General features: G+C 61.6%; 16 protein-coding genes. 8 read left to right on the forward strand and 8 right to left on the reverse strand.

Annotated elements, in window-relative coordinates; genetic code table 11:
* Positions 1–30 precede the first annotated feature (30 nt).
* From HU725_RS20700 to HU725_RS20720, 5 genes are all read right to left on the reverse strand, one after another.
* Complete coding sequence (locus HU725_RS20700) at positions 31–1,434, reverse strand: PIG-L deacetylase family protein (protein WP_186476468.1); 1,404 nt, start codon at positions 1,432–1,434, stop codon at positions 31–33.
* Positions 1,431–2,327 carry an antimicrobial resistance protein Mig-14 gene (locus HU725_RS20705; protein WP_186476355.1) on the reverse strand — a complete coding sequence of 299 codons (897 nt, stop codon included), beginning with the start codon at positions 2,325–2,327 and terminating at the stop codon, positions 1,431–1,433. The genes HU725_RS20700 and HU725_RS20705 overlap by 4 nt, the downstream gene beginning before the upstream one ends.
* On the reverse strand, positions 2,327–3,457 hold the full coding sequence (locus tag HU725_RS20710; RefSeq protein ID WP_186476354.1) for a glycosyltransferase: 1,131 nt from the start codon (positions 3,455–3,457) through the stop codon (positions 2,327–2,329). The genes HU725_RS20705 and HU725_RS20710 overlap by 1 nt, the downstream gene beginning before the upstream one ends.
* Positions 3,441–5,198, reverse strand: coding sequence for a carbamoyltransferase family protein (locus tag HU725_RS20715; RefSeq protein WP_060479276.1), 1,758 nt, complete (start codon positions 5,196–5,198; stop codon positions 3,441–3,443). The genes HU725_RS20710 and HU725_RS20715 overlap by 17 nt, the downstream gene beginning before the upstream one ends.
* A 170-nt stretch (positions 5,199–5,368) precedes the next feature.
* Positions 5,369–6,205 carry a 23S rRNA (adenine(2030)-N(6))-methyltransferase RlmJ gene (locus HU725_RS20720; protein ID WP_060479277.1) on the reverse strand — a complete coding sequence of 279 codons (837 nt, stop codon included), beginning with the start codon at positions 6,203–6,205 and terminating at the stop codon, positions 5,369–5,371.
* 144 nt (positions 6,206–6,349) lie between these two features.
* Between HU725_RS20720 and HU725_RS20725 the strand changes: the two genes are divergently transcribed.
* The gene (locus HU725_RS20725) at positions 6,350–6,616 is read left to right on the forward strand and encodes a hypothetical protein (protein ID WP_186476353.1); all 267 of its coding nucleotides are present in this window, start codon (positions 6,350–6,352) and stop codon (positions 6,614–6,616) included.
* Between the two features lie 48 nt (positions 6,617–6,664).
* Here HU725_RS20725 and putP read toward each other — a convergent pair whose 3' ends face one another.
* Entirely contained in the window at positions 6,665–8,143 is a 1,479-nt protein-coding gene (putP, locus tag HU725_RS20730; protein WP_186476352.1) for a sodium/proline symporter PutP, read from the reverse strand.
* A 358-nt stretch (positions 8,144–8,501) separates the two neighbouring features.
* Here putP and putA point away from each other — a divergent pair, with 358 nt between their 5' ends.
* Positions 8,502–12,455, forward strand: coding sequence for a trifunctional transcriptional regulator/proline dehydrogenase/L-glutamate gamma-semialdehyde dehydrogenase (gene putA, locus HU725_RS20735; RefSeq protein WP_186476351.1), 3,954 nt, complete (start codon positions 8,502–8,504; stop codon positions 12,453–12,455).
* Between the two features lie 15 nt (positions 12,456–12,470).
* On the forward strand, positions 12,471–12,626 hold the full coding sequence (locus HU725_RS20740; protein WP_186476350.1) for a hypothetical protein: 156 nt from the start codon (positions 12,471–12,473) through the stop codon (positions 12,624–12,626).
* 21 nt (positions 12,627–12,647) lie between these two features.
* Here HU725_RS20740 and HU725_RS20745 read toward each other — a convergent pair whose 3' ends face one another.
* Positions 12,648–13,094 (reverse strand): hypothetical protein, encoded by a 447-nt coding sequence (locus HU725_RS20745; RefSeq protein WP_225915501.1) that lies wholly within the window; start codon positions 13,092–13,094, stop codon positions 12,648–12,650.
* Positions 13,091–13,774: a hypothetical protein gene (locus tag HU725_RS20750; RefSeq protein WP_186476349.1), complete on the reverse strand. Its 684-nt coding sequence runs from the start codon at positions 13,772–13,774 to the stop codon at positions 13,091–13,093. The genes HU725_RS20745 and HU725_RS20750 overlap by 4 nt, the downstream gene beginning before the upstream one ends.
* Positions 13,775–14,207: 433 nt before the next feature.
* Here HU725_RS20750 and HU725_RS20755 point away from each other — a divergent pair, with 433 nt between their 5' ends.
* The 5 genes from HU725_RS20755 (at position 14,208) to dbpA (ending at position 21,766) form a co-directional block, all read left to right on the forward strand.
* Positions 14,208–16,010, forward strand: coding sequence for an acyl-CoA dehydrogenase (locus HU725_RS20755; protein ID WP_186476348.1), 1,803 nt, complete (start codon positions 14,208–14,210; stop codon positions 16,008–16,010).
* 31 nt (positions 16,011–16,041) lie between these two features.
* Positions 16,042–17,484 (forward strand): TldD/PmbA family protein, encoded by a 1,443-nt coding sequence (locus HU725_RS20760; protein ID WP_186476347.1) that lies wholly within the window; start codon positions 16,042–16,044, stop codon positions 17,482–17,484.
* Positions 17,484–18,803 carry a TldD/PmbA family protein gene (locus HU725_RS20765; protein ID WP_186476346.1) on the forward strand — a complete coding sequence of 440 codons (1,320 nt, stop codon included), beginning with the start codon at positions 17,484–17,486 and terminating at the stop codon, positions 18,801–18,803. The genes HU725_RS20760 and HU725_RS20765 overlap by 1 nt, the downstream gene beginning before the upstream one ends.
* An 88-nt stretch (positions 18,804–18,891) precedes the next feature.
* Positions 18,892–20,319 (forward strand): multidrug transporter subunit MdtD, encoded by a 1,428-nt coding sequence (gene mdtD / locus HU725_RS20770; RefSeq protein ID WP_060478130.1) that lies wholly within the window; start codon positions 18,892–18,894, stop codon positions 20,317–20,319.
* A gap of 112 nt (positions 20,320–20,431) precedes the next feature.
* Positions 20,432–21,766, forward strand: coding sequence for an ATP-dependent RNA helicase DbpA (gene dbpA / locus HU725_RS20775; RefSeq protein ID WP_230849756.1), 1,335 nt, complete (start codon positions 20,432–20,434; stop codon positions 21,764–21,766).
* Positions 21,767–21,781: the final 15 nt, after the last annotated feature.

Raw genomic sequence — 21,781 nt, forward strand, 5'->3', positions numbered from 1 at the left:
CTTGGGCGCTTTGCGCCATCTCGGTCAACTTTACAGCTCTCGCCGCCAGAACAACTCATGCCGACGAACTGCCTTACGGAAGAATTCATTTTCCCCGTAAGGCGAAGCTCGGCGCCCGGCTAGCCAACGCTGCAGCCAGCGGCGCAGGCGGCGCTTGAACGGCAGCCGCGGCTGCAAGTCATGCATCATGCCCAAGGCCATGGCCTTGTCACGCTGGGTGGCGGTATCCAGTAGCACGGCGCATGGTGCCCATGCCTGGTCTGCGTCAAATTGCGGCGGTAAAGCGATGCCATCCCCGCTGTCACCCATGGGCCAGCGGTCGTTGTCATGCAGGTGGTTGGCGTAGCAGAGCAGAGTCTGTGGCTGCCAGGCCAGCCCCTCAAGCGCCTCCATGACGGCCGCCTGGGCACACACATGATCCGGATGTGGGTCGAGTTGAGGATGCGGCATCACCAACACCTGGGGCTTAGCCAGCTCCAGCAACGCGCGCAGGTCGGCCAGCAGGTTGTGCCAGGTTGGCGCGCCATTGTCGTCGGCCGGCAAAGGAAATGAATTGAACTGGCGAAACGGACGGATATCGGCCATGTCCGCTTCGCGCGACACAGCAGGCTGGTCAGGGGCAGCCTGCATGGCGGGCAACTGCAAGCAGAAATAGCCCAGTTGCACGCAGCGCGACTCAGGCACGCCCGCCCAACGTGGCACGGCAATGCTGTCCCAAGCGCGCAGCCGCCCTTTCAAGCGGGCCGCTTCCACTTCACCCAGCCCCATTTGCTGATAGTGCTCAGCCTCGATCTCGCCGGCGGTCAGGGTGACCACCCAGGTTTCATCGGCTTGACTGTACACACCATAGGCAGCCAGCTCGGCATCGTCGGCGTGGGGCGCGATCACCATTACCCGACGGCGCTGCAACTCGACAGCAGGGGTTATCCACAGGCGCGGCTGGCCCAGCAACCGGCAATATTTGCCAACCACGTGTAGCGTGCCAGCCTGCAGCGGCTCGGCCAAACCGGTCAGGTTCAGATAGCGCACGCCATCCACACCGCGCTCGAAAGTTTGCCGATCGCCCAGCTCGCCGCCGCGCAGCACGACGTACGGATCGAGCAAGCGCCCCAGCCAGCCGCTTTTCACCCGCGCCTCGAGTATCAGGGTTTCGTCGCCTTGCAATGCCTCGCCCACCTTGAGCAGGCCATCGCTCAGCATCACGGGTGCTTCATGGCTCAGCTCACCGAAACGGTAGGCGTAGTCCTCGCTCGGCGCGTAGAACAGGTGGTCGGCGAACCAGGCTTCGTGAGCGGCCCACAGCAGCGGCAACAGCAGTAGCGGTAGCCACCACCAGGTGAAAAAACCCAGCGCTACCAGCAGTACCAGGCAGGCGAGCAGCCCCAGACGCTTGTTGCGCCGATGGCGCTTGAGCAACTGCTGCTTGCGGCTCACGTGTGCAATACCGGTACGGGGTTGCACCAACGCTCTTTGTACTCGCGGTCGGCCCGACCGAACGAGAAGCGCAGGGGCTTGTTGCGTGCACGAGCATCCTCCCAGGCTGCCTGGGTATTGAGGAAGCTCAATACGCTACCTGGGCTGAAGGCCTTGGTCTGCGGGTCGACACCGCCATTGACGTACTCGACACTGATCCACTCGGGCGCCTCGACGCGGTACACCAACTGGATCGCGATCGGCTTGTCATCGAGCATCAACACCGAGCCGATCAGCAGTTCGCGCAGGCGCTCCAGCACCTGGGCCATATGCTCGGCGCCGGTGGCCGGAAAACCCCAGCGACGCGCGAACAAGTCGCAGTACATGGCTGCGACCTGCTGCGCGCTGAATTCGCTGATCGGGCGCACCACACCGCCCGCTTCTTCCAGCAGACGCAATTCGCGACGTTGGTTGTAGCGAAATTTCTTGGACAGCTCTTCCGGGGTGCGCGCCATCGCCAACTGCTCCTTCTGCACCTTCAGGCCCGTGAATCGGCCCTGGTTCAGTTCCGACAGGTAACGGGCGCTGTGGCGCAATGGCGCACCGGCATCAGCAGCTGCCGGCAGGATGATCTCGGCGTTGCCGAGGTCGAACAGGGCCTTTTTGCCGGCGCGCTTGAGCACGTCCTTGGACAATGCCAAGTGACGGCCCCAAGTCGGGATGGCGGCGCTCAGCGCGCCAGCCTGGTACCAACCCAGGTAGCGCACGGGGATTTGCGCCAGGCCTGCCAGTTGCTCGACCACCAGAGGGTGTGTCGCCACGCTGCCGCCAAAACGCGCCCAGGCCTGGGCGTAGCTGGCAGCATCGATGACTTGCCAGCCGCGCTCGCGCAAGGCTTGAACATGATTGAACATCAAGCCTTCCCCACCACTGCACGAACCTGAGGCAACTGCCAGAACGCCTCACGCACTGCCTGGTCAGAAAACCGTTCACGCAAACGCTGCAGCATATGCACAGCGCAGGCCTGCAGTTGCTGGTCATCCAGCCCCGCCATGTGCTGCAACGCCTGCGCCAGCTGCGCGGCATCGCCCAACGGGAACAGCACGCCAACACCTTCGACCACTTCGCGCGCGCCGCCACAAGCCGTAGCCAATACCGGCACCCCGGCCGCCATGGCTTCGAGCAGGACCATACCGAACGGCTCGTGGTCGGAGCTTAGGGCGAATACGTCAAAGGCCTGGAAATAACGGCGGGCATCGGGTATCTGGCCAAGAAAGTCCACCTGCCCCGCAATACCCAGCTCGGCAGCCTGCGCCTTGAGCTCAGCCTCCAGCCGGCCCTTGCCGAGAATGGCCAGCCGCGCGCCTGCTGGCAGGCCCGGCAGCGCCTGGGCAAAGCCACGTAGCAAGGTCGCCTGATCCTTGTCGGGGTGCAGGCGCCCGACATTGCCGACCACCCAAGCCTGGGTGTCCAGGCCCAACGCCGCGCGGGCCTCGGCACGAGGTACGAGGGCTGCTTGCAGGGCGTCGATATCGATACGATTGTAGAGCGTCTGGATACGCTGAGCCGGCCACTTCGCCAGGCAACGGCGCATGTCGTCACGCACCGCATCCGATACCCCAAGCAGGCTCAGGCGCTTGCTGAACAGGTTGGCAAAAAAGCGTCGACCCTTGCGCTGATAGTCACCGAAGGCATGGTGCACACCGATCACCGGCAAGCTCGTAGCCAGCAGCGCTACATAGATGGGCTTGAAACGGTGGGCGATGCAAAAGCTGAAATTGCGCTCGGCGGCGATGCGCCGCAGTGCCCCAATCGCTCCGAGCTTCAGGCCACGTATGGCTTTGGAGCTGAATTCGAGAAACAACACTTCGTCCGACGCGCAGCCCGCAGCAACCTGCGGGTCGGCAGCGCCGGTGAGGAACACGGTGGTGACCTTGTAGCCGCTGCCCTGGAACAGGCTGGCGTACTGACGGGCACAGTCTAGAAACGGCCCGTCGTAGCCATGGCAGAACTGCAGGACCCGCGCTTCAGAGCGGCTGGTCATAGGCGGCTGCGCCGTCCTTGACGACCAGGATGTCTTCCATGATCAAGTACTGCAGGTCAGACCCGAAGAACATGTTCAGCGCATCGGTCGGCGAGCAGATCATCGGCTCGCCACGGCGATTGAGCGATGTGTTCAGCGATACGCCATTGCCTGTGAGGTCTTCCAGGGCTTTCATCATGTCGTAATAGCGCGGGTTGTATTCGCGCTTGAGCACCTGGGCGCGGGAAGTGCCGTCTTCGTGGACCACTTCCGGTACACGGGTCTTCCACTCTTCAGCCACTTCGAAAGTGAAAGTCATGAACGGCGCTGGATGGTCGACCTTGATCATCTGCGGTGCGACGGTGTCGAGCATCGACGGGCAGAACGGTCTCCAGCGCTCGCGGAACTTGATCTGCTCGTTGATGCGATCGGCTACGCCCGGCACGCTCGGGCAACCAATGATCGAACGGCCACCCAAGGCCCGCGGGCCAAACTCCATGCGGCCCTGGAACCAGGCCACCGGGTTGCCATCGACCATGATCTTGGCGATACGCTGGGGCATGTCGTCGAGCTTGCGCCATTTTGGCGCGTTCGGGTGGCGAGCGCAGGCGGCGATCACGTCTTCGTTGGAGTACGAAGGGCCGAGGTAGACATGCTCCATCTTCTCGACCGGCACACCGCGGGCGTGGGATACGTAAGCCGCCGCACCCACAGCGGTGCCGGCATCGCCGGAAGCCGGCTGGACGAACAGCTCCTTGACGTCGGAACGAGCGATGATCTTCTGGTTGAGCTTGACGTTCAGCGCGCAGCCGCCAGCGAAGGCCAGCTTGCCGGTTTCACGCAAGGTATCGCCCAGGTAGTGATCGATCATCTGCAGGGCGATCTTTTCGAACAGCGCCTGCATGCTGGCCGCGTAGTGGATGTACGGCTCGTCGGCAATGTCGCCTTCGCGCTTGGGGCCTAGCCATTCGATCAGCTTGGGCGAGAAGTAGAAGCCTTTGCCCTTCTCTTTATGGCGGCGCAAGCCGATGACGTTGGCGTAATCGGTATTGATCACCAATTCGCCGTTTTCGAAGCTGGCCAGACGTGAGAAGTCGTACTTGCTGGCATCGCCGTACGGCGCCATGCCCATGACCTTGAATTCGCCGTCGAGCATTTCGAAGCCAAGGAATTCGGTGATCGCGCCATACAGGCCACCCAGCGAGTCCGGGTCGAAGAATTCCTTGATCTTGTGGATCTTGCCGTTTTCGCCGTAGCCGAAGAAGGTGGTGGCGTACTCACCCTTGCCATCGATGCCAAGGATTGCGGTCTTTTCCTTGAAGCCCGAGCAGTGGTAGGCGCTGGAAGCGTGGGCCAGGTGGTGTTCGACCGGTTCGATCTTGACCTTTTTCGGGTCGAAGCCCAGCTGCTCCAGGCACCAGACGATCTTCTTGCGGTAGCGCTTGTAGCGGCGGTTGCCCATCAAAATGGCGTCCAGGGCGCGATCCGGGGCGTACCAGTAGCGCTTGGCGTAGTGCCAACGCGCCTTGCCGAACAGGCTGATGGGAGCGAAGGGGATGGCTACCACATCGACGTCGGACGGTTTGATGCCGGCTTGCTCCAGGCAGAATTTCGCCGACTCGTAGGGCATGCGGTTCTTCGCATGTTTGTCACGCACGAAGCGCTCTTCTTCGGCGGCGGCAACCAGCTTGCCGTCAATGTACAAGGCCGCGGAAGGGTCATGGCTAAGGGCGCCGGACAGGCCAAGAATCGTCAATGCCAAGGGATTAGCCTCTTCATTCGGTAGAGATGCGCCAGCGGCCTCATGGGCGGGTGGCGGCTAAAGGGCGAGATTATAACGCAAACAATGCGCGAGACACTGCATAACCTGCGCCAGCAGGCTGGCCCTGGGCGGCAGGCGCCGCAGGGCGAGCTTGCTGGCCAAGTGCCCGATTATTCGGCGATCAGCCAGTCCATGCGCCAGCTACCGGCAGTCTGCGCCAGCTCTTTGGCCAGCCAGGGCAGCAGCTCGCTCAGCTCTTGCTCAAGCCCCCAAGGCGGGTTGGCGATGGCCAGGCCCGAGCCATTGAGGCCCTGAGGGCTGTCTTGATGGTGCACGTACAGCTCCACCCGCAGCAGCTTGGGCGCGCCGGTGCTGGTCAAGTCCTGATAGAAGCGGGTCAGCGAGCGCTGATCCTTGATCGGGTACCAGATAGCCGCGACTGTCTGGCGCATACGGCCAATCGCCTCTTTCATCGCAGTGGTGCAGCGTTTGAGCTCGTCAGCCTGCTCGAATGGCGGGTCGATCAACATGATCGCGCGCTTTTCCTGCACCGGTAGCAGCGCCCGTGGCACATGCCAGCCCTCGCCCAGGTGCACCACCACGCGCGGGTCCTTTTTCATGTTCTCTTTGAGCAGCGGCCCGTCTTCGGGGTGCTTTTCGTTGAGCAGCGCCCGGTCCTGCTGGCGCATCAGCCGCCGAGCCAACTCGGGCGACCCTGGGTAGTAGCGCAACTGGCCATCGGCGTTGAGGCGCTTGATGATGCGCAAGTAGTCCGTCGCCATCGCCGGCAGATCATCACGGCCCCATAGGCGAGCCACCCCTTCAAGGTACTCGCCGGTGCGGGTCGCTTGATCACCTTGCAAATCGTAAAGGCCGAGGCCGGCGTGGGTATCGATGTAGGCGAACGGTTGTTCTTTGCGCGACATCAGGGCGATGAGGCGGGTCAGCACGATGTGCTTGAGAACGTCGGCGTGATTGCCGGCGTGGAAGGCGTGACGATAGTTCATGGCAACTCCTGCGCGGACGGCAAGTTTACCCGTTCATGGTGACGGCGTCAGGTGCTCCCCGTCCTGACCGGGACCCAATTCCAGCTCCGACCGCCGACCAGCGCTGCTGATACTCAAGCCTCCTACCAACCAGGAGTACCTGAAATGAAAGCCTCCATCAAAGCAGACGTGAATGGCACTGAAGTCAAACTCCACGGTGTACTGGGTATCACCAATGCCCCGTACACAGCAGTCGTGGAACTGACCAGGCCAGGCAACGTCATCGAAAACCGAGTGGTCTCCAGCTCCGGCGACACCACCTGGCAACTGACCCTGCAGGACTGTGAACCCGGCGAATACAGGGCATTGATCCGCCCTCGCGAGGAAAAGGCGTTCGAAGCAACGCTGTGCAAGTTCGCCGTTGCCAACTGAGCGCTCTAAAGCAGCCGACGGCATTGACTGCCGTCGGCTGCAATCACGTCACTTCTCGGCGTGGTACGCAGCATCCGCTGCTGCGAAACGCGCAGCCATGGACTTCGAAGGACTACCCAGCTTGCTCACCGCCACGATAGCGATACTGGCGAACAGGAAGCCTGGGATGATTTCGTAAAGGCCTAGGGTGTCGAAATTCTTCCACAGGATCACGGTCAGCGCGCCAACCACGATACCTGCCAGCGCACCGTTGCGAGTCATACCTTTCCACAGGACCGAGATCAGTACCACTGGGCCGAACGCTGCGCCGAAGCCGGCCCAAGCGTATGCAACCAGACCCAGCACGCGGTTTTCCGGGTTAGCAGCCATGGCAATGGCGATCAGAGCAACGGCGAGCACCATGAAGCGGCCTACCCAGACCAGCTCACGCTGAGATGCACCCTTGCGCAGGAAGGCTTTGTAGAAGTCCTCGGTCAATGCACTGGAGCAAACCAGCAACTGGCAGCTGAGGGTACTCATCACCGCCGCCAGGATGGCCGACAGCAGCACACCAGCGATCCATGGGTTGAACAGGATCTTGGCAAGCTCGATGAACACGCGCTCATGGTTTTCGGTGACCGGGCCTGCCTGATCCGGATGGGCAGAGAAGTAGGCGATACCGAAGAAGCCCACGGCGCAGGTGCCAGCCAGGCACAGGATCATCCAGGTCATGGAGATACGGCGAGCCTTGGCGATGGATTTCACCGAGTCGGCAGCCATGAAACGCGCCAGGATGTGAGGTTGGCCAAAGTAGCCCAGACCCCAGCCCAACAGCGAGATGATGCCGATGAAGGTGGCGCCTTTGAACATATCGAAATTGGCCGGGTTCTGCGCTTCGATGGCCATGAAGGTGGTATCGAAACCACCGGTCGAGATCAGCACGATCACCGGAGTGAGGATCAACGCAAAGATCATCAACGATGCCTGCACGGTGTCGGTCCAGCTCACCGCAAGGAAACCACCGATGAAGGTGTAGGCGATGGTGGCTGCGGCCCCTGCCCACAGAGCGGTTTCGTACGACATGCCGAAAGTGCTCTCGAACAGACGAGCGCCAGCAACGATGCCAGAAGCACAGTAAATGGTGAAGAACACCAGAATCACGATGGCCGAGATGATCCGCAGCAAGCCACTGGCATCTTCAAACCGGCTGGAGAAATAATCTGGCAGCGTCAACGCATCACCGTTGTGCTCGGTCTGCACGCGCAGACGGCCGGCGACGAACAACCAGTTCAGATAGGCACCAACGGTCAGGCCGATGGCAATCCAGGCCTCGGAAAGGCCGGCGAAGTAGATGGCACCCGGCAGGCCCATCAGCAGCCAACCGCTCATGTCGGAAGCGCCAGCCGAGAGTGCGGTAACCACACTGCCCAGGCTGCGTCCGCCAAGAATGTAATCGGAAAGGTTCTTTGTGGACCGATAAGCGGCGAAACCGATCAGTACCATAACCGCGATATAGATCACGAAAGTGATCGTTAGTGGATTGCCCATGCGTGTGCCCTGGCGTTTGTTTTTATGTCATGCGCAACCTTCGCGAAGTCGGTTGCACCCAGGCCGCGAATCCTATGCAACAACGCAAACCCGGTGCAACCCTTTTTCATTTGACAGTTGCACCCGGCCGTACCCTTTAGGAAAAATCCTGTTTCTTGCTTCTTTTTGGAGCAAAAGAGCGCCTACATAGAAGAAAACGCACCATAAAGGATTCTTTTCACACGGTAGGAAATCGCCTCAGACGAGTTGCACCTTTTCTTGTGAAAAAACGGGTTGCACCTGGTTGCACCCGAAATCTCCTACAGATAATCTTGATGCCAGCTTAAGCCACAGCCGTGGCAATAATGAGGATAAGAAATTGGCGACGACCACCCTTGGGGTCAAACTCGATGACCCGACCCGCGAACGACTCAAAGCAGCTGCGCAATCGATCGATCGCACGCCGCATTGGTTGATCAAGCAAGCGATCTTCAATTATCTGGAGAAGCTAGAGGGTGGTGCCACTTTGACCGAGCTTAACGGCCATGCAAACAGCTTGGTTGACGATGCCGGGGAAGTCCAGCCAGACCACGCCCACCAGTGCTTCCTCGAATTTGCCGAAAGCATTCTGCCGCAGTCGGTATTGCGCTCGGCGATCACCGCCGCTTATCGCCGCCCTGAGCAGGAAGTGGTGCCGATGCTTCTTGAGCAGGCGCGCCTTAGCACTGCCCAGGCGGAAGCGACCAACAAGCTGGCCGCAAGCATTGCCGAGAAACTGCGCAATCAGAAGAGCGCTGGCGGCCGTGCTGGCATCGTCCAGGGCCTGCTGCAAGAGTTCTCGCTGTCGTCTCAGGAAGGCGTGGCGCTGATGTGCCTGGCCGAGGCGCTGCTGCGCATCCCTGACAAGGGCACCCGCGACGCCCTTATTCGCGACAAGATCAGTAACGGCAACTGGCAGCCACACCTGGGCAACAGCCCGTCGCTATTCGTCAACGCCGCCACCTGGGGCCTGCTGCTGACCGGCAAACTGGTTTCCACCCACAACGAAACGGGCCTGAGCTCCTCGCTGACGCGCATCATCGGTAAAAGTGGCGAGCCGATGATCCGTAAGGGTGTCGACATGGCGATGCGCCTGATGGGCGAGCAGTTCGTCACCGGTGAAACCATCGCCGAAGCCCTGGCCAATGCCAGCCGCTTCGAGGCCAAGGGCTTCCGCTACTCCTACGACATGCTTGGCGAAGCCGCACTGACCGAGCACGACGCGCAGAAATATCTGGCCTCTTATGAGCAGGCGATCCATTCGATCGGCAAAGCGTCCCATGGCCGCGGCATCTATGAAGGCCCAGGTATCTCCATCAAGCTTTCGGCACTGCACCCGCGCTACAGCCGCGCCCAGTACGAGCGCGTGATGGAAGAGTTGTACCCACGCCTGCTGTCGCTAACCCTGCTGGCCAAGCAATACGACATTGGCCTTAACATCGACGCCGAAGAAGCCGACCGCCTGGAGCTGTCCCTGGACCTGCTCGAGCGCCTGTGCTTCGAGCCAAGTTTGGCAGGCTGGAATGGTATCGGCTTCGTGATCCAGGCTTACCAGAAGCGCTGCCCGTATGTGATCGACTACGTCATCGACCTGGCCAAGCGCAGCCGTCATCGCCTGATGATCCGCCTGGTAAAAGGCGCGTACTGGGACAGCGAAATCAAGCGTGCACAGGTCGAAGGCCTGGAAGGCTACCCGGTCTACACCCGCAAGGTGTACACCGACGTTTCTTACGTCGCCTGCGCTCGCAAGCTGCTGGCCGTGCCGGAGGCGATCTACCCACAGTTCGCGACCCACAACGCCCATACCCTATCGGCGATCTACCATATTGCTGGCCAGAACTACTACCCAGGTCAATATGAGTTCCAGTGCTTGCACGGCATGGGTGAGCCCCTCTACGAGCAAGTTGTAGGCAAGGTGGCAGATGGCAAGCTGAACCGCCCTTGCCGGGTATACGCACCGGTCGGCACCCACGAAACCCTGCTGGCCTACCTGGTTCGTCGCCTGCTGGAAAACGGCGCCAACACCTCGTTCGTCAACCGCATCGCCGACCATTCCATCTCCATCCAGGAATTGGTCGCCGACCCAGTTGCCAGCATCGAGCGCATGGGTACTCAGGAGGGCGGCATCGGCCTGCCGCATCCGCGCATTGCGCTGCCGCGCGAGCTCTACGGCACCGACCGCGCCAACTCCGCCGGCATCGACATGGCCAACGAACATCGCCTGGCATCGCTGTCCTGCGCCATGCTGGCCACCGCTCAGAACGACTGGAAAGCCACTCCGATGCTGGCCTGCGCCGCCAGCGAAACAGCTGCCGTCGCCGTGTTGAACCCTGCAGACCACCGCGACGTGGTGGGCCACGTGCAGGAAGCCACCGTCGCCGACGTCGACAATGCCATCCAGTGCGCACTGAACGCCGCGCCGATTTGGCAGGCCACGCCCCCGGCCGAGCGCGCAGCCATCTTGGAGCGCACCGCCGACCTGATGGAGGCTGAAATACAGCCGTTGATGGGCCTGCTCATCCGCGAAGCGGGCAAAACGTTCGCCAACGCCATCGCCGAAGTGCGTGAAGCCGTAGATTTTCTGCGCTACTACGCGGTGCAGGCCCGTAATGACTTCAGCAACGACGCCCACCGCCCGCTGGGCCCGGTGGTGTGCATCAGCCCGTGGAACTTCCCACTGGCCATCTTCACCGGCCAAGTGGCTGCAGCACTGGCTGCCGGCAACCCGGTACTGGCCAAGCCTGCCGAGCAGACTCCGCTGATCGCCGCCCAGGCTGTGCGCCTGCTGCTCGAGGCAGGCATCCCGGAAGGCGTGCTGCAACTGCTCCCAGGACGTGGCGAAACCGTCGGTGCCGGCCTGGTCGGTGACGAGCGCGTCAAAGGTGTGATGTTCACCGGCTCCACCGAAGTGGCCCGGCTGCTGCAGCGCAATGTCGCCGGCCGCCTGGACAACCAAGGCCGTCCGATCCCGCTGATCGCCGAAACCGGTGGCCAGAACGCGATGATCGTCGACTCGTCGGCGCTGACCGAACAGGTGGTGATCGACGTGGTGTCTTCGGCCTTCGACAGCGCCGGCCAGCGCTGCTCGGCGCTGCGGGTGCTGTGCCTGCAGGAAGACTCCGCCGACCGCGTGATCGAAATGCTCAAGGGCGCCATGGCCGAAAGCCGTCTGGGTTGCCCAGACCGCCTGGCCGTGGACATTGGCCCGGTAATCGACGGCGAAGCCAAGGCTGGTATCGAGAAGCACATCCAAGGCATGCGCGATAAAGGCCGCGCGGTGTATCAGGTGGCGATCGCCGATGCTGCCGAAATCAAACGCGGCACCTTCGTGATGCCGACCCTGATCGAACTGGAAAGCTTCGATGAGCTCAAGCGTGAAATCTTCGGCCCTGTCCTGCACGTGGTGCGTTACAACCGCCGCAACCTCGATCAACTGATCGAGCAGATCAACGCATCCGGCTATGGCCTGACCCTCGGTGTTCATACCCGCATCGACGAAACCATCGCCAAGGTGGTTGAGACTGCCAATGCCGGCAACATGTACGTCAACCGCAACATCGTTGGCGCCGTGGTCGGCGTGCAGCCCTTCGGTGGCGAAGGCCTGTCCGGCACCGGCCCGAAAGCCGGCGGCCCGCTGTACCTGTACCGCCTGCTGTCGACCCGCCCGGCCGACGCGATTGGCCGGCATTTCCAGCAGGCCGATGGCCAAAGCCAGCCAGACCGCGCCTTGCATGAGCAGTTGGTCAAGCCGCTGCACAGCTTGAAGGCATGGGCGCAGAGCAACCAAAACGCTGACCTGGCTACGCTGTGCGAACAGTTCGCCAGCCAATCGCAGAGCGGTATCGCCCGTCTCTTGCCAGGCCCTACCGGCGAGCGCAACAGCTACACCATCCTGCCGCGCGAACATGTGCTGTGCCTGGCGGACAACGAGGCCGACCTGCTGGCGCAGTTGGCTGCCGTGCTGGCTGTGGGCAGCTCGGCGGTATGGGTGGACGGCGAGCCAGGCAAGGCCCTGCGCGGCCGCTTGCCGAAGGAGCTGCAGGCCAAGGTCAAGCTGGTGAGCGACTGGAGCAAGGATGAAGTGGCATTCGACGCTGTCATCCACCACGGCGACTCGGACCAACTGCGCGGCGTGTGCCAGCAAGTGGCCAAGCGTGCCGGGGCGATCGTGGGTGTGCATGGGTTGTCCAGTGGCGACCACCAGATTTCCCTGGAGCGCCTGGTGATCGAGCGAGCGGTGAGTGTGAATACAGCGGCGGCGGGCGGTAACGCCAGCTTGATGACCATTGGCTGACGGCTGGGGTTATTGATGAACAAGGAGAGCTTCGGCTCTCCTTTTTTTCGTCTTGAGTTTTTCTGCGCCTGCGAGATCGAGCGCCGCCCGCGCAGCTCGCGATGCGCCCCGCGGGCAGCGCTCGATCTCACCGGCAACGAAACAATCAAGGCAAGCACCTATAAGCCCTGATAGCCCCTACTCGCGCTCAGGTCAACACCTCAGTGGCTTAACCTGACGACGCAACCACCAGAGACTCAAACCTTTGACTAACTCTGAAGACAAAAGCCCCGCCACCCATATCCAATTATTGATTTCAGCAATAATCATCGGCAGAACCAAGACTATTGAAACAGATGGAACAATATAAAAATATCTAAATGGTATTTGCAGCATCGCCAAGTACACAGCCCACTTTTTACCTGCATAGAGTCCGATACACGAGACGACCACCGACCCCTGTAAAACCAAGCCAGCCCAGATCAACACTTCCGGCCCACCCCAACTACGGATCACTTCAAGGCCACTTTGAAAGTCCGACCAGAACGGCACATCTCCACGGGCAGCGCTACGCAGACAATACAAACAAATGTAAAACGCATCCATGCCGGCCCAGAACAGATATAAGAAATTCCGCAGCCTAACGCTTGAATCAGTCAATGTGCACCTTCCCGAAACTCGTATACCTCGTCGGCCACTACAGGGCGCCAATGCCAAGATTGGCCAGTTATCGCCCACTCGTCACTAGCCTCGACAAAATATTGCGTTATTTTCCGCACAGCCCCATAGCGATGCAATGCTGACAACCTGGCAAAATCACGCTCGCTGTCTTTTAGCGGCATCCACCTCTGACTCACAACACGCCTAGTATTGGCATAGTCTCTGCCTTCGCTTGCGAAAAGACGTCCTTCATCTCCGCGTGAGGTTAAAAAGTTTGCCGCGAAGGCAACACTGGACCAGAGCGAGTCTAAATCAATGCTAAAAGTGCTCCGCTTACCAGGCCCTTGCGCCTGTGCATATGCACTTCCATACAGGTGATGATCCATTTTTGATGGCGCCCACCTCAATGTGGGATAACACGACACATCAATCGGAGAGCGTACATTCTCGCGAACAAAAAACCATTTTCCCTCACGCACCAATGTCAAAGCTCGCTCTATCTCATCGCCGAGCAATGCTCGCCCCACAGGCAAATTACAAGCACCAATAAATTCACCCAACCCGCGCAGATGAATACTTCTGCGCAGTGCGTCTCGGACGACGGACTGGGCAAAGAAACGATCTTCGACCCTGGAAATTTCTTCTTTCCAAACATTGCGCCAATGGCAAACTCTATCCACAAAATTTCCTCACTAGCAAAGAACAACATCTACCTCTTTTTCATTGCTATGGTTGTAGGGGCTTTCCGCAAGATGCGTAAGCACCCCCTGCATTTCGTCTAAGCTTGCGAGCCTTACCGGCATTCTCCTTTTTCATGGGCGTATGTCTTGAGATGGTTGCCGACGGTGAGATCTTGGCAAGATCTCGCGTCGTACCCACAAGGCGGTCGAGCGCGCCTGTCACAGAGGTTAATGGCCCGAAACAAACGGAGGAGCGAGCGCAGCTCGCGATGCGCCGCGCGGGCGGCGCTCGATCTCACCGGCAACGAAACAATCAAGGCAAGCACCAGTACGCCCTCACCCGTTCTAAACCCATATCACCCAAACCTATTAACCTCCCCCCTTCCAGTACCACCGCTTAGACTCGGCACATGCCCGTTCAAGGACCGCTGCCATGCCCGAGACCCTGCTCAGTTCCCGCAATTTGGCTTTCGAACTCTACGAAGTGCTCGACGCCCAAGCCCTGGCCCAACGCCCGCGTTTCGCCGAGCACAGCCGCGAAACCTTCGACGCGGCCCTGGCCACCGCCCGCACCATCGCCGAAAAACTCTTCGCCCCGCACAACCGCAAGGCCGACGAGAACGAGCCGCGCTACATCAACGGCCGCGCCGAGCTGATCCCCGAGGTAAAGCCCGCCGTCGACGCCTTCCTCGAAGCCGGCTTCCTCAACGCCAATCGCGACTACGACGCGGGCGGGATGCAACTGCCCAGCCTGGTCTCGCAGGCCTGCTTCGCCCACTTCCAGGCAGCCAACGCCGGCACCACGGCCTACCCGTTCCTGACCATGGGCGCAGCCAACCTCATCGAGAGCTTCGGCACCGACGAACAAAAGCGTCTGTACCTGCAACCGATGATCGAAGGCCGCTACTTCGGCACCATGGCTTTGACCGAACCCCACGCAGGCTCTTCGCTGGCCGATATCCGCACCCGCGCCGAACCCGCCGGCGATGGCACTTACCGACTCAAGGGCAACAAGATCTTCATCTCCGGCGGCGACCACGAGCTGTCGGAAAACATCGTGCACATGGTGCTGGCCAAGCTGCCGGATGCACCGCCCGGCGTTAAGGGCATTTCGCTGTTCATCGTGCCCAAGTACCTGGTCAACGACGATGGCAGCCGTGGCTCGCGCAACGATGTGTCGCTGGCGGGGTTGTTTCACAAGATGGGCTGGCGCGGCACCACTTCCACCGCACTGAACTTCGGTGATCAAGGCCAGTGCGTTGGGTATCTGGTCGGCCAGCCCCACCAGGGACTGGCGTGCATGTTCCAGATGATGAACGAGGCGCGCATCGGCGTCGGCATGGGTGCTGTGATGCTCGGCTACGCCGGCTACCTGTATTCCTTGGAGTACGCCCGTCAGCGTCCACAGGGCCGCATGCCGGACAACAAAGACCCGCACAGCCCAGCCGTGCCAATCATCAGCCACACCGACGTCAAGCGCATGTTGCTGACGCAAAAAGCTTATGTCGAAGGCGCCTTCGACCTTGGCCTGTACGCTGCGCGGCTATACGACGATACCCACACGGCCCAAGATCAGCTTCAGCGCGACCAGGCTCAGCAGTTACTCGACCTGCTGACCCCTATCGTGAAATCCTGGCCTTCAACCTTTTGCCTCAAGGCCAACGAACTGGCCATCCAGATACTCGGCGGCCACGGCTACACCCGCGAGTACCCCGTAGAGCAGTACTACCGCGACAACCGCCTGAACCCGATCCACGAAGGTACCGAGGGCATCCAGTCCCTGGACTTGCTAGGGCGCAAGCTTGCGCAGAACAACGGCGCTGGGCTCAAGCAACTGATCCGCCAGATCGCTGCAACGGCTGAACGGGCCAGCCATCACGCCAACCTGGACGCGATGCGCCAGCCCCTGGAGCACCTGGTCAACCGCCTGCAGGCGGTGACGCTATCCCTGCTGGGCGATCTTGCCCAATCCAAGGTTGCCAGCGCCTTGGCCAACTCCGCTCTGTACCTGAAGGTATTCGGCCACTGCGTGGTCGGCTGGCGCTGGCTGGAACAGGCCATTCATGCCGAACTTGGCCTGCTCAACGGTACAGCTGCCGACCGCGACTTCTACCAGGGTAAGCTGCAAGCCGCACGTTATTTCCTGACTTGGGAAATTCCTGGCTGCCATAATGAGCTGGCATTGCTCGAGGCGCGCGACGACACGTGTCTTACCATGCAAGAAGGGTGGTTCTAGGGGGAGCCACCGTGAAAACGGAGGCTTGCACATGTTCGATTCCAGCGCCCTGCTGCGCCAGCGCTTTGCCGCGCTGCGCAGCACCGCCGAGATGTTTTCCCTACGCCATGTGAAACAGGCGCATCAGGCGCTTTCGGTGCGCCGCAATGTGGCCGAACCGCCGCATTTCAGCCAGGACGAAGGCGCCATGCTGACGGTGCGGGTCAATGGCGTTGAGGCCTACGCGGCCACTGCAGATCTGTCGCAAGCTGGCCTGCAACAGGCACTGGAACAGGCTGAAAAACTGGCACGGCAGATCGCCAAGCACAGCCTGCTCGATCTGCGCGAGCAACCGGTGACCAGCGCCTGTCACGACCACCTTTCGCCCAACTTCGACCAGCCCGTGCCCAATCTGGCCGACTGCCTGGGCCTGCTGGCGGCCGAATCGGCCAGCGTGCCGAAAGACAGCCGCCTGGTGGACTGGCAGGCCAGCCTGGGCATAAGCGTCGTCGAACAGACCTACCTGAACTCGGCTGGCGCACAGCTGCGCCATGCACAGCGCTTCATTTTCCCAGGCTTGAGCGTCACCGCCAGCGACGGACAGGACAGCCAGTGCCGCAGCCTGGGCCGCGAAAATTTCGGCCAACAGGGCGGGTTCGAGATCATCGAGCGCTGTGGTTTGGTCGGTGCTGGTCGGCATGTGGCCGACCAGGCGCTGCAATTGCTGCTGGCGCCTAACACACCCAGTGGCCCGCGCGACCTGCTGCTGATGCCCGACCAGATGATGCTGCAAATCCATGAGTCGATCGGTCACCCACTGGAAATGGACAGGATCCTTGGCGATGAGCGCAACTACGCGGGCACCAGCTTCGTCACATCCCGCGACTTCGGCCAGTTGCAATACGGCTCCAGCCTGCTGAACGTGACTTTCGACCCCACCATAGGCGAAGAGCTGGCCAGCTACAGCTTCGATGATGACGGTAGCGCTGCCAGTAAGCAGTTCCTGATTCGCGACGGCCTGCTGCTGCGCCCGCTGGGCGGTGCGCTGTCGCAATTTCGTTCGGGCCTGGACGGCGTGGCCAACAGCCGCGCCTGCGGCTGGAACCGTGCGCCGATCGACCGTATGGCCAACCTCAACATCGAGCCCGGTGATCAATCCCTCGAACAACTGGTGCAGGGCATCGAGTCCGGCATCCTGATGCGCACCAACCGCTCCTGGTCCATCGACGATGCGCGCAACAAATTCCAATTCGGTTGCGAATGGGGCCAATTGATCGAAGATGGCGAGCTCAAAGGCGTGGTCAAGAACCCGAATTACCGCGGCATCTCGGCGCAGTTCTGGCGTAATCTCGCGGCCGTCGGTGATCGCAGCACCTTCCAGGTGCTGGGTACGCCCAACTGTGGCAAAGGCGAACCCAACCAAGTGGTCAGGGTCGGGCATGCCTCGCCGGCCTGCGTGTTCCGCCAGATCGACGTGTTCGGAGGTGACGCCTGATGAAACAGCTTTTCCAGACCTTGGTCGCCTCCGTGCAGGCGGCCCTGCAAACAGGCGAGCACTTCACTTGCGGCTTCAGCGCCGAGCAGTCGCAGTTCGTGCGTTTCAATCACGCCAAAGTGCGCCAGGCCGGCGAGGTATGCCAGGCCAGCGCGCAGTTACGGCTGATCCGTGACGGGCGCCAGGCAGAGCAGCAAGTGACCCTCAGTGGCGACCCTGCAATCGACCAGCAACGCCTGAGCCAGGCGTTGCAGCAGCTACGTCAGACCTTACCACTGCTGGCCGTCGACCCCTACCTGCGCCTGGACGACAGTGCCTGGCACAAGCTCGACCAGCAGGACCAGCCGCTGCCCGACATCGACCAGCTACTGGCGCTGCTTGAAGACCAAACGAGTGACCTGGACCTGGTCGGCATCTATGCCGCAGGGCCGATCTACCGTGGTTTTGCCAGCTCGTTCGGGGCGTTTGGCTGGCACCAGGCCAACAGCTTCAACTTCGACTGGAGCTTGTTCCACAGCAATGGCCAGGCGGTGAAAGCCAACTATGCCGGCCAACACTGGAGTGAGGAAGCGTTCACCACACGTCTGCGGCAGGCGCGGGAACAGTTGGGCTTTCTTGGGCGCCCCGCCATCACCCTCGAACCTGGGAGCTATCGCGCCTACCTGGCGCCGGCGGCGATGGACGAGATCGCCGGTATGCTCTGTTGGGGTGGCTTCTCGGCCCAAGCCCTGGCTACTGGCAACAGTGCCTTGCAGCGCCTCTACAACGGCGATGCGCAACTGCACCCACAAGTGACCCTCAGCGAGCAGATCAGCGGCTCGCTCAGTCCAGCCTTCTCCGACGAGGGCTCGCCGCGCCTGGACGTGCCGCTGATCGCCCACGGCAAAGCCTTGCAGCGGCTGGTCAGCGCTCGCAGCGCGGCAGAATTCGGGTTGCTGGCCAATGGTGCCGACAGCTACGAGTCGCCTTGCGCGCTCAGCCTGGCGCCGGGTAGTTTGCCCAGCGCGCAGGTCCTCGAACGGCTGGGCACCGGGCTTTACATCAGCAACCTGTGGTACCTCAACTACTCTGACCTGCCCGCCGCACGCATGACGGGCTTGACCCGTTTCGCCACACTTTGGGTGGAAAACGGCGAGATTCAGGGGCCGGTGAATACCATGCGCTTCGATGACAGCTTGTACAGCCTGCTCGGCAGCCAGCTCGAAGACCTGACCCAGGAGCGGGAGATGATTCTATCGACCAGCACTTATGGGCAGCGCAGTACCGGGTCGAGTCATCTGCCCGGGGCGCTGGTCAAAGGGTTGACCCTGACATTGTGATTGGATTGGCTGGCCTTTTCGCACCTCAAGCTGTGATCACCGAGATTGCACAGCCGCGAAAAGGCCGGCAATGACAAACGAGGAAGTCATGCCCGAACGTCCACCGCTTGACCCGATCACCGCCCGCTGGCTGCCCTGGGTGGTGGCCATCGCCTTCTTCATGCAGTCGCTGGACGGCACCATCCTCAACACGGCATTGCCGGCGATGGCCCGCTCGCTGGCCGAAGACCCGCTGCGCATGCAGGGGGTGATCATTGCCTACATGCTCACAGTAGCGCTGTTGATTCCGGCCTCTGGGTGGATCGCCGACCGCTTCGGTACCAAACGCATCTTTTTCAGTGCCATCCTGCTGTTCAGTTTCGGCTCGCTGCTTTGCGCCATGGCCAACAGCCTGGGCTTTCTGATCTTCGCCCGCGTGGTGCAGGGCCTGGGGGGCGCCCTGATGCTGCCGGTTGGGCGGCTTGTGGTACTGCGCGCCTACCCGCGCACCGAGCTGGTGCGAATCATGAGTTTCATCACCATACCCGGCCTGCTCGGCCCGCTGCTCGGCCCGACCTTGGGTGGGTGGCTGGTGGAAATCCTCAGTTGGCACTGGATCTTCTTGCTCAACCTGCCAGTCGGGGCGCTAGGCTGCTACGCGGTCTGGAAGTTCATCCCTGACCTGCGCGGTGCCGAACGCACCACTTTCGACGGCCCAGGCTTTGTGCTGTTCGGCGCGGCAATGGTGCTGATCACCATCGCCATGGAAGGCCTCGGTGAGCTGCACCTGCCGCACCTGCGCGTCATGCTGTTGCTGTTCGCCGGCATGGCCTGCCTGGCAGCCTACTGGCTGCGCGCCGGTCGCGACCCGGAGCCGCTGTTCTCACCCAGCCTGTTCCGCGTGCGCACCTTCGCCATCGGGATTCTCGGCAACCTGTTCTCTCGCCTGGGCAGCGGCGCGCTGCCATTTCTGGTGCCGCTGCTGCTGCAGGTGGCGCTGGGCTATTCGCCAGCTCAGGCCGGCATGAGCATGATCCCCCTGGCGGCATCGGCCATGCTGGCCAAGTCGGTCGCCCGGCCCTTGATCGAGCGCCTGGGGTATCGCATCGTGCTGACCAGCAACACGTTGCTGCTGGGCATCCTGCTGGCCAGCCTTGGCCTGGTCGACGAGCAGACCCCTTATGCCATGCTGCTGGTGCAACTGGCACTGCTGGGTGCGGTCAACTCGATGCAGTTCACAGCGATGAATACCGTCACCCTGATCGACCTGGACGACGCCAGCGCCAGCAGCGGCAACAGCCTGCTGTCAGTTGTCGCACAGTTGTCGCTGAGCCTCGGCGTGGCCTGCGCTGGCGCCCTGCTCGGCGGGTTCACTGCCGCCGGTAATGCCGATGGCGTGGAAACCACGCTGGGTGCCTTCCAGCTGACCTTCGTCACCATCGGCATCATGGCGATGCTCGCCGCGGCCATCTTCCTGCAACTGGCGCCCACGGACGGAAGGCGTGCCCGTCGTCCGGAACAAGACATCGAGTCGTAGGGCGAATGGCCACGAGGCTGGTAGACTGTGCAGCATTTTTCGCTTCGCAACGCAGGCCCGCCTCGTGACCACCGAAACTACCGCCTTTGCCACCCTGCCGCTGTCCGCCGCCATGCTGGCCAACCTGGACGCCCTGGGCTATGCCTCGATGACGCCGATCCAGGCCCAGAGCCTACCCGTCATCCTCAAGGGCCAGGACCTGATCGCCCAGGCCAAGACAGGTAGCGGCAAGACCGCCGCCTTCGGTATCGGCCTGCTCAACCCGATCAACCCACGCTACTTCGGCTGCCAGGCGCTGGTGCTGTGCCCTACCCGCGAGCTGGCCGATCAGGTGGCCAAGGAGCTGCGCCGACTTGCCCGCGCCGAGGACAACATCAAGATCCTCACGCTGTGCGGTGGCGTGTCGCTGGGCCCGCAGATCGCCTCGCTGGAACATGGCGCGCACATCATCGTCGGTACCCCCGGGCGCATCCAGCAGCACTTGGACAAAGGCACCCTGGTGCTCGACGGCCTCAATACCCTGGTGCTGGACGAAGCCGATCGCATGCTCGACATGGGCTTTTTCGACGCCATCGCCAGCATCATCGGCAAGACGCCAGCGCGCCGCCAGACCCTGCTGTTCTCGGCTACCTACCCGGCAGGCATCGAGCAATTGGCGGCCGATTTCATGCGCAAGCCGCAACAGGTGAAAGTCGAAAGCCTGCATGCCGACAACCAGATCGAGCAGCGCTTCATCGAGATCGACCCGCAGCAGCGCTTGGAGGCCGTCACCCGTGTACTGGGCCACTACCGCCCACAGTCGTGCGTGGCGTTCTGCTTCACCAAGCAGCAATGCGAGGACGTGGTGGCTCACCTGACCGCCAAGGGCATCGTCGCCCAGGCGCTGCACGGTGATCTGGAGCAGCGTGACCGTGATCAGGTGCTGACGATGTTCGCCAACCGCAGCAGCTCGGTGCTGGTAGCCACTGACGTGGCAGCGCGGGGCCTGGACATCGACGGGCTGGACATGGTCATCAACGTCGAATTGGCCCGGGATGCCGAAATCCATGTGCACCGGGTGGGCCGCACTGGCCGCGCAGGCGAGAAAGGCATCGCGGTGAGCCTGGTAGCGCCGGCCGAAGGCCACCGCGCCCAGGCCATCGAAACGCTGCAGAAAACCCCGCTGCGCTGGGACCAGCTCGACAGCCTGAAGAACAAGGGTGAACCCTTGTTGCCGTTGATGAGCACGCTGTGCATCGGCGCCGGGCGCAAGGACAAGCTGCGTCCGGGTGACATCCTTGGTGCATTGACCGGAGATGCAGGCATCCCAGGCAAGCAAGTGGGCAAGATCGCGATCTTCGACTTCCAGGCTTATGTGGCGGTAGAGCGGCCACTGGCCAAACAGGCCATGCAGCGCCTGAACAGCGGCAAGATCAAGGGCCGAGCCCTTAAAGTTCGTATCGTCTAAAGCCAGGCAAGGTCC

Source organism: Pseudomonas promysalinigenes, assembly GCF_014269025.2.
Classification (GTDB): domain Bacteria; phylum Pseudomonadota; class Gammaproteobacteria; order Pseudomonadales; family Pseudomonadaceae; genus Aquipseudomonas; species Aquipseudomonas promysalinigenes.

Coding starts and splice junctions, on each gene's coding strand:
- HU725_RS20710 (WP_186476354.1), bottom strand. CDS start 3,457: ATGACCAGCCGCTCTGAAGCGCGGGTCCTGCAGTTCTGCCATGGCTAC.
- HU725_RS20720 (WP_060479277.1), bottom strand. CDS start 6,205: ATGAACTATCGTCACGCCTTCCACGCCGGCAATCACGCCGACGTTCTC.
- putP (WP_186476352.1), bottom strand. CDS start 8,143: ATGGGCAATCCACTAACGATCACTTTCGTGATCTATATCGCGGTTATG.
- HU725_RS20755 (WP_186476348.1), top strand. CDS start 14,208: ATGCCCGAGACCCTGCTCAGTTCCCGCAATTTGGCTTTCGAACTCTAC.
- HU725_RS20725 (WP_186476353.1), top strand. CDS start 6,350: ATGAAAGCCTCCATCAAAGCAGACGTGAATGGCACTGAAGTCAAACTC.
- HU725_RS20760 (WP_186476347.1), top strand. CDS start 16,042: ATGTTCGATTCCAGCGCCCTGCTGCGCCAGCGCTTTGCCGCGCTGCGC.
- dbpA (WP_230849756.1), top strand. CDS start 20,432: ATGCTGGCCAACCTGGACGCCCTGGGCTATGCCTCGATGACGCCGATC.
- HU725_RS20740 (WP_186476350.1), top strand. CDS start 12,471: ATGAACAAGGAGAGCTTCGGCTCTCCTTTTTTTCGTCTTGAGTTTTTC.
- HU725_RS20765 (WP_186476346.1), top strand. CDS start 17,484: ATGAAACAGCTTTTCCAGACCTTGGTCGCCTCCGTGCAGGCGGCCCTG.
- HU725_RS20705 (WP_186476355.1), bottom strand. CDS start 2,327: ATGTTCAATCATGTTCAAGCCTTGCGCGAGCGCGGCTGGCAAGTCATC.
- mdtD (WP_060478130.1), top strand. CDS start 18,892: ATGCCCGAACGTCCACCGCTTGACCCGATCACCGCCCGCTGGCTGCCC.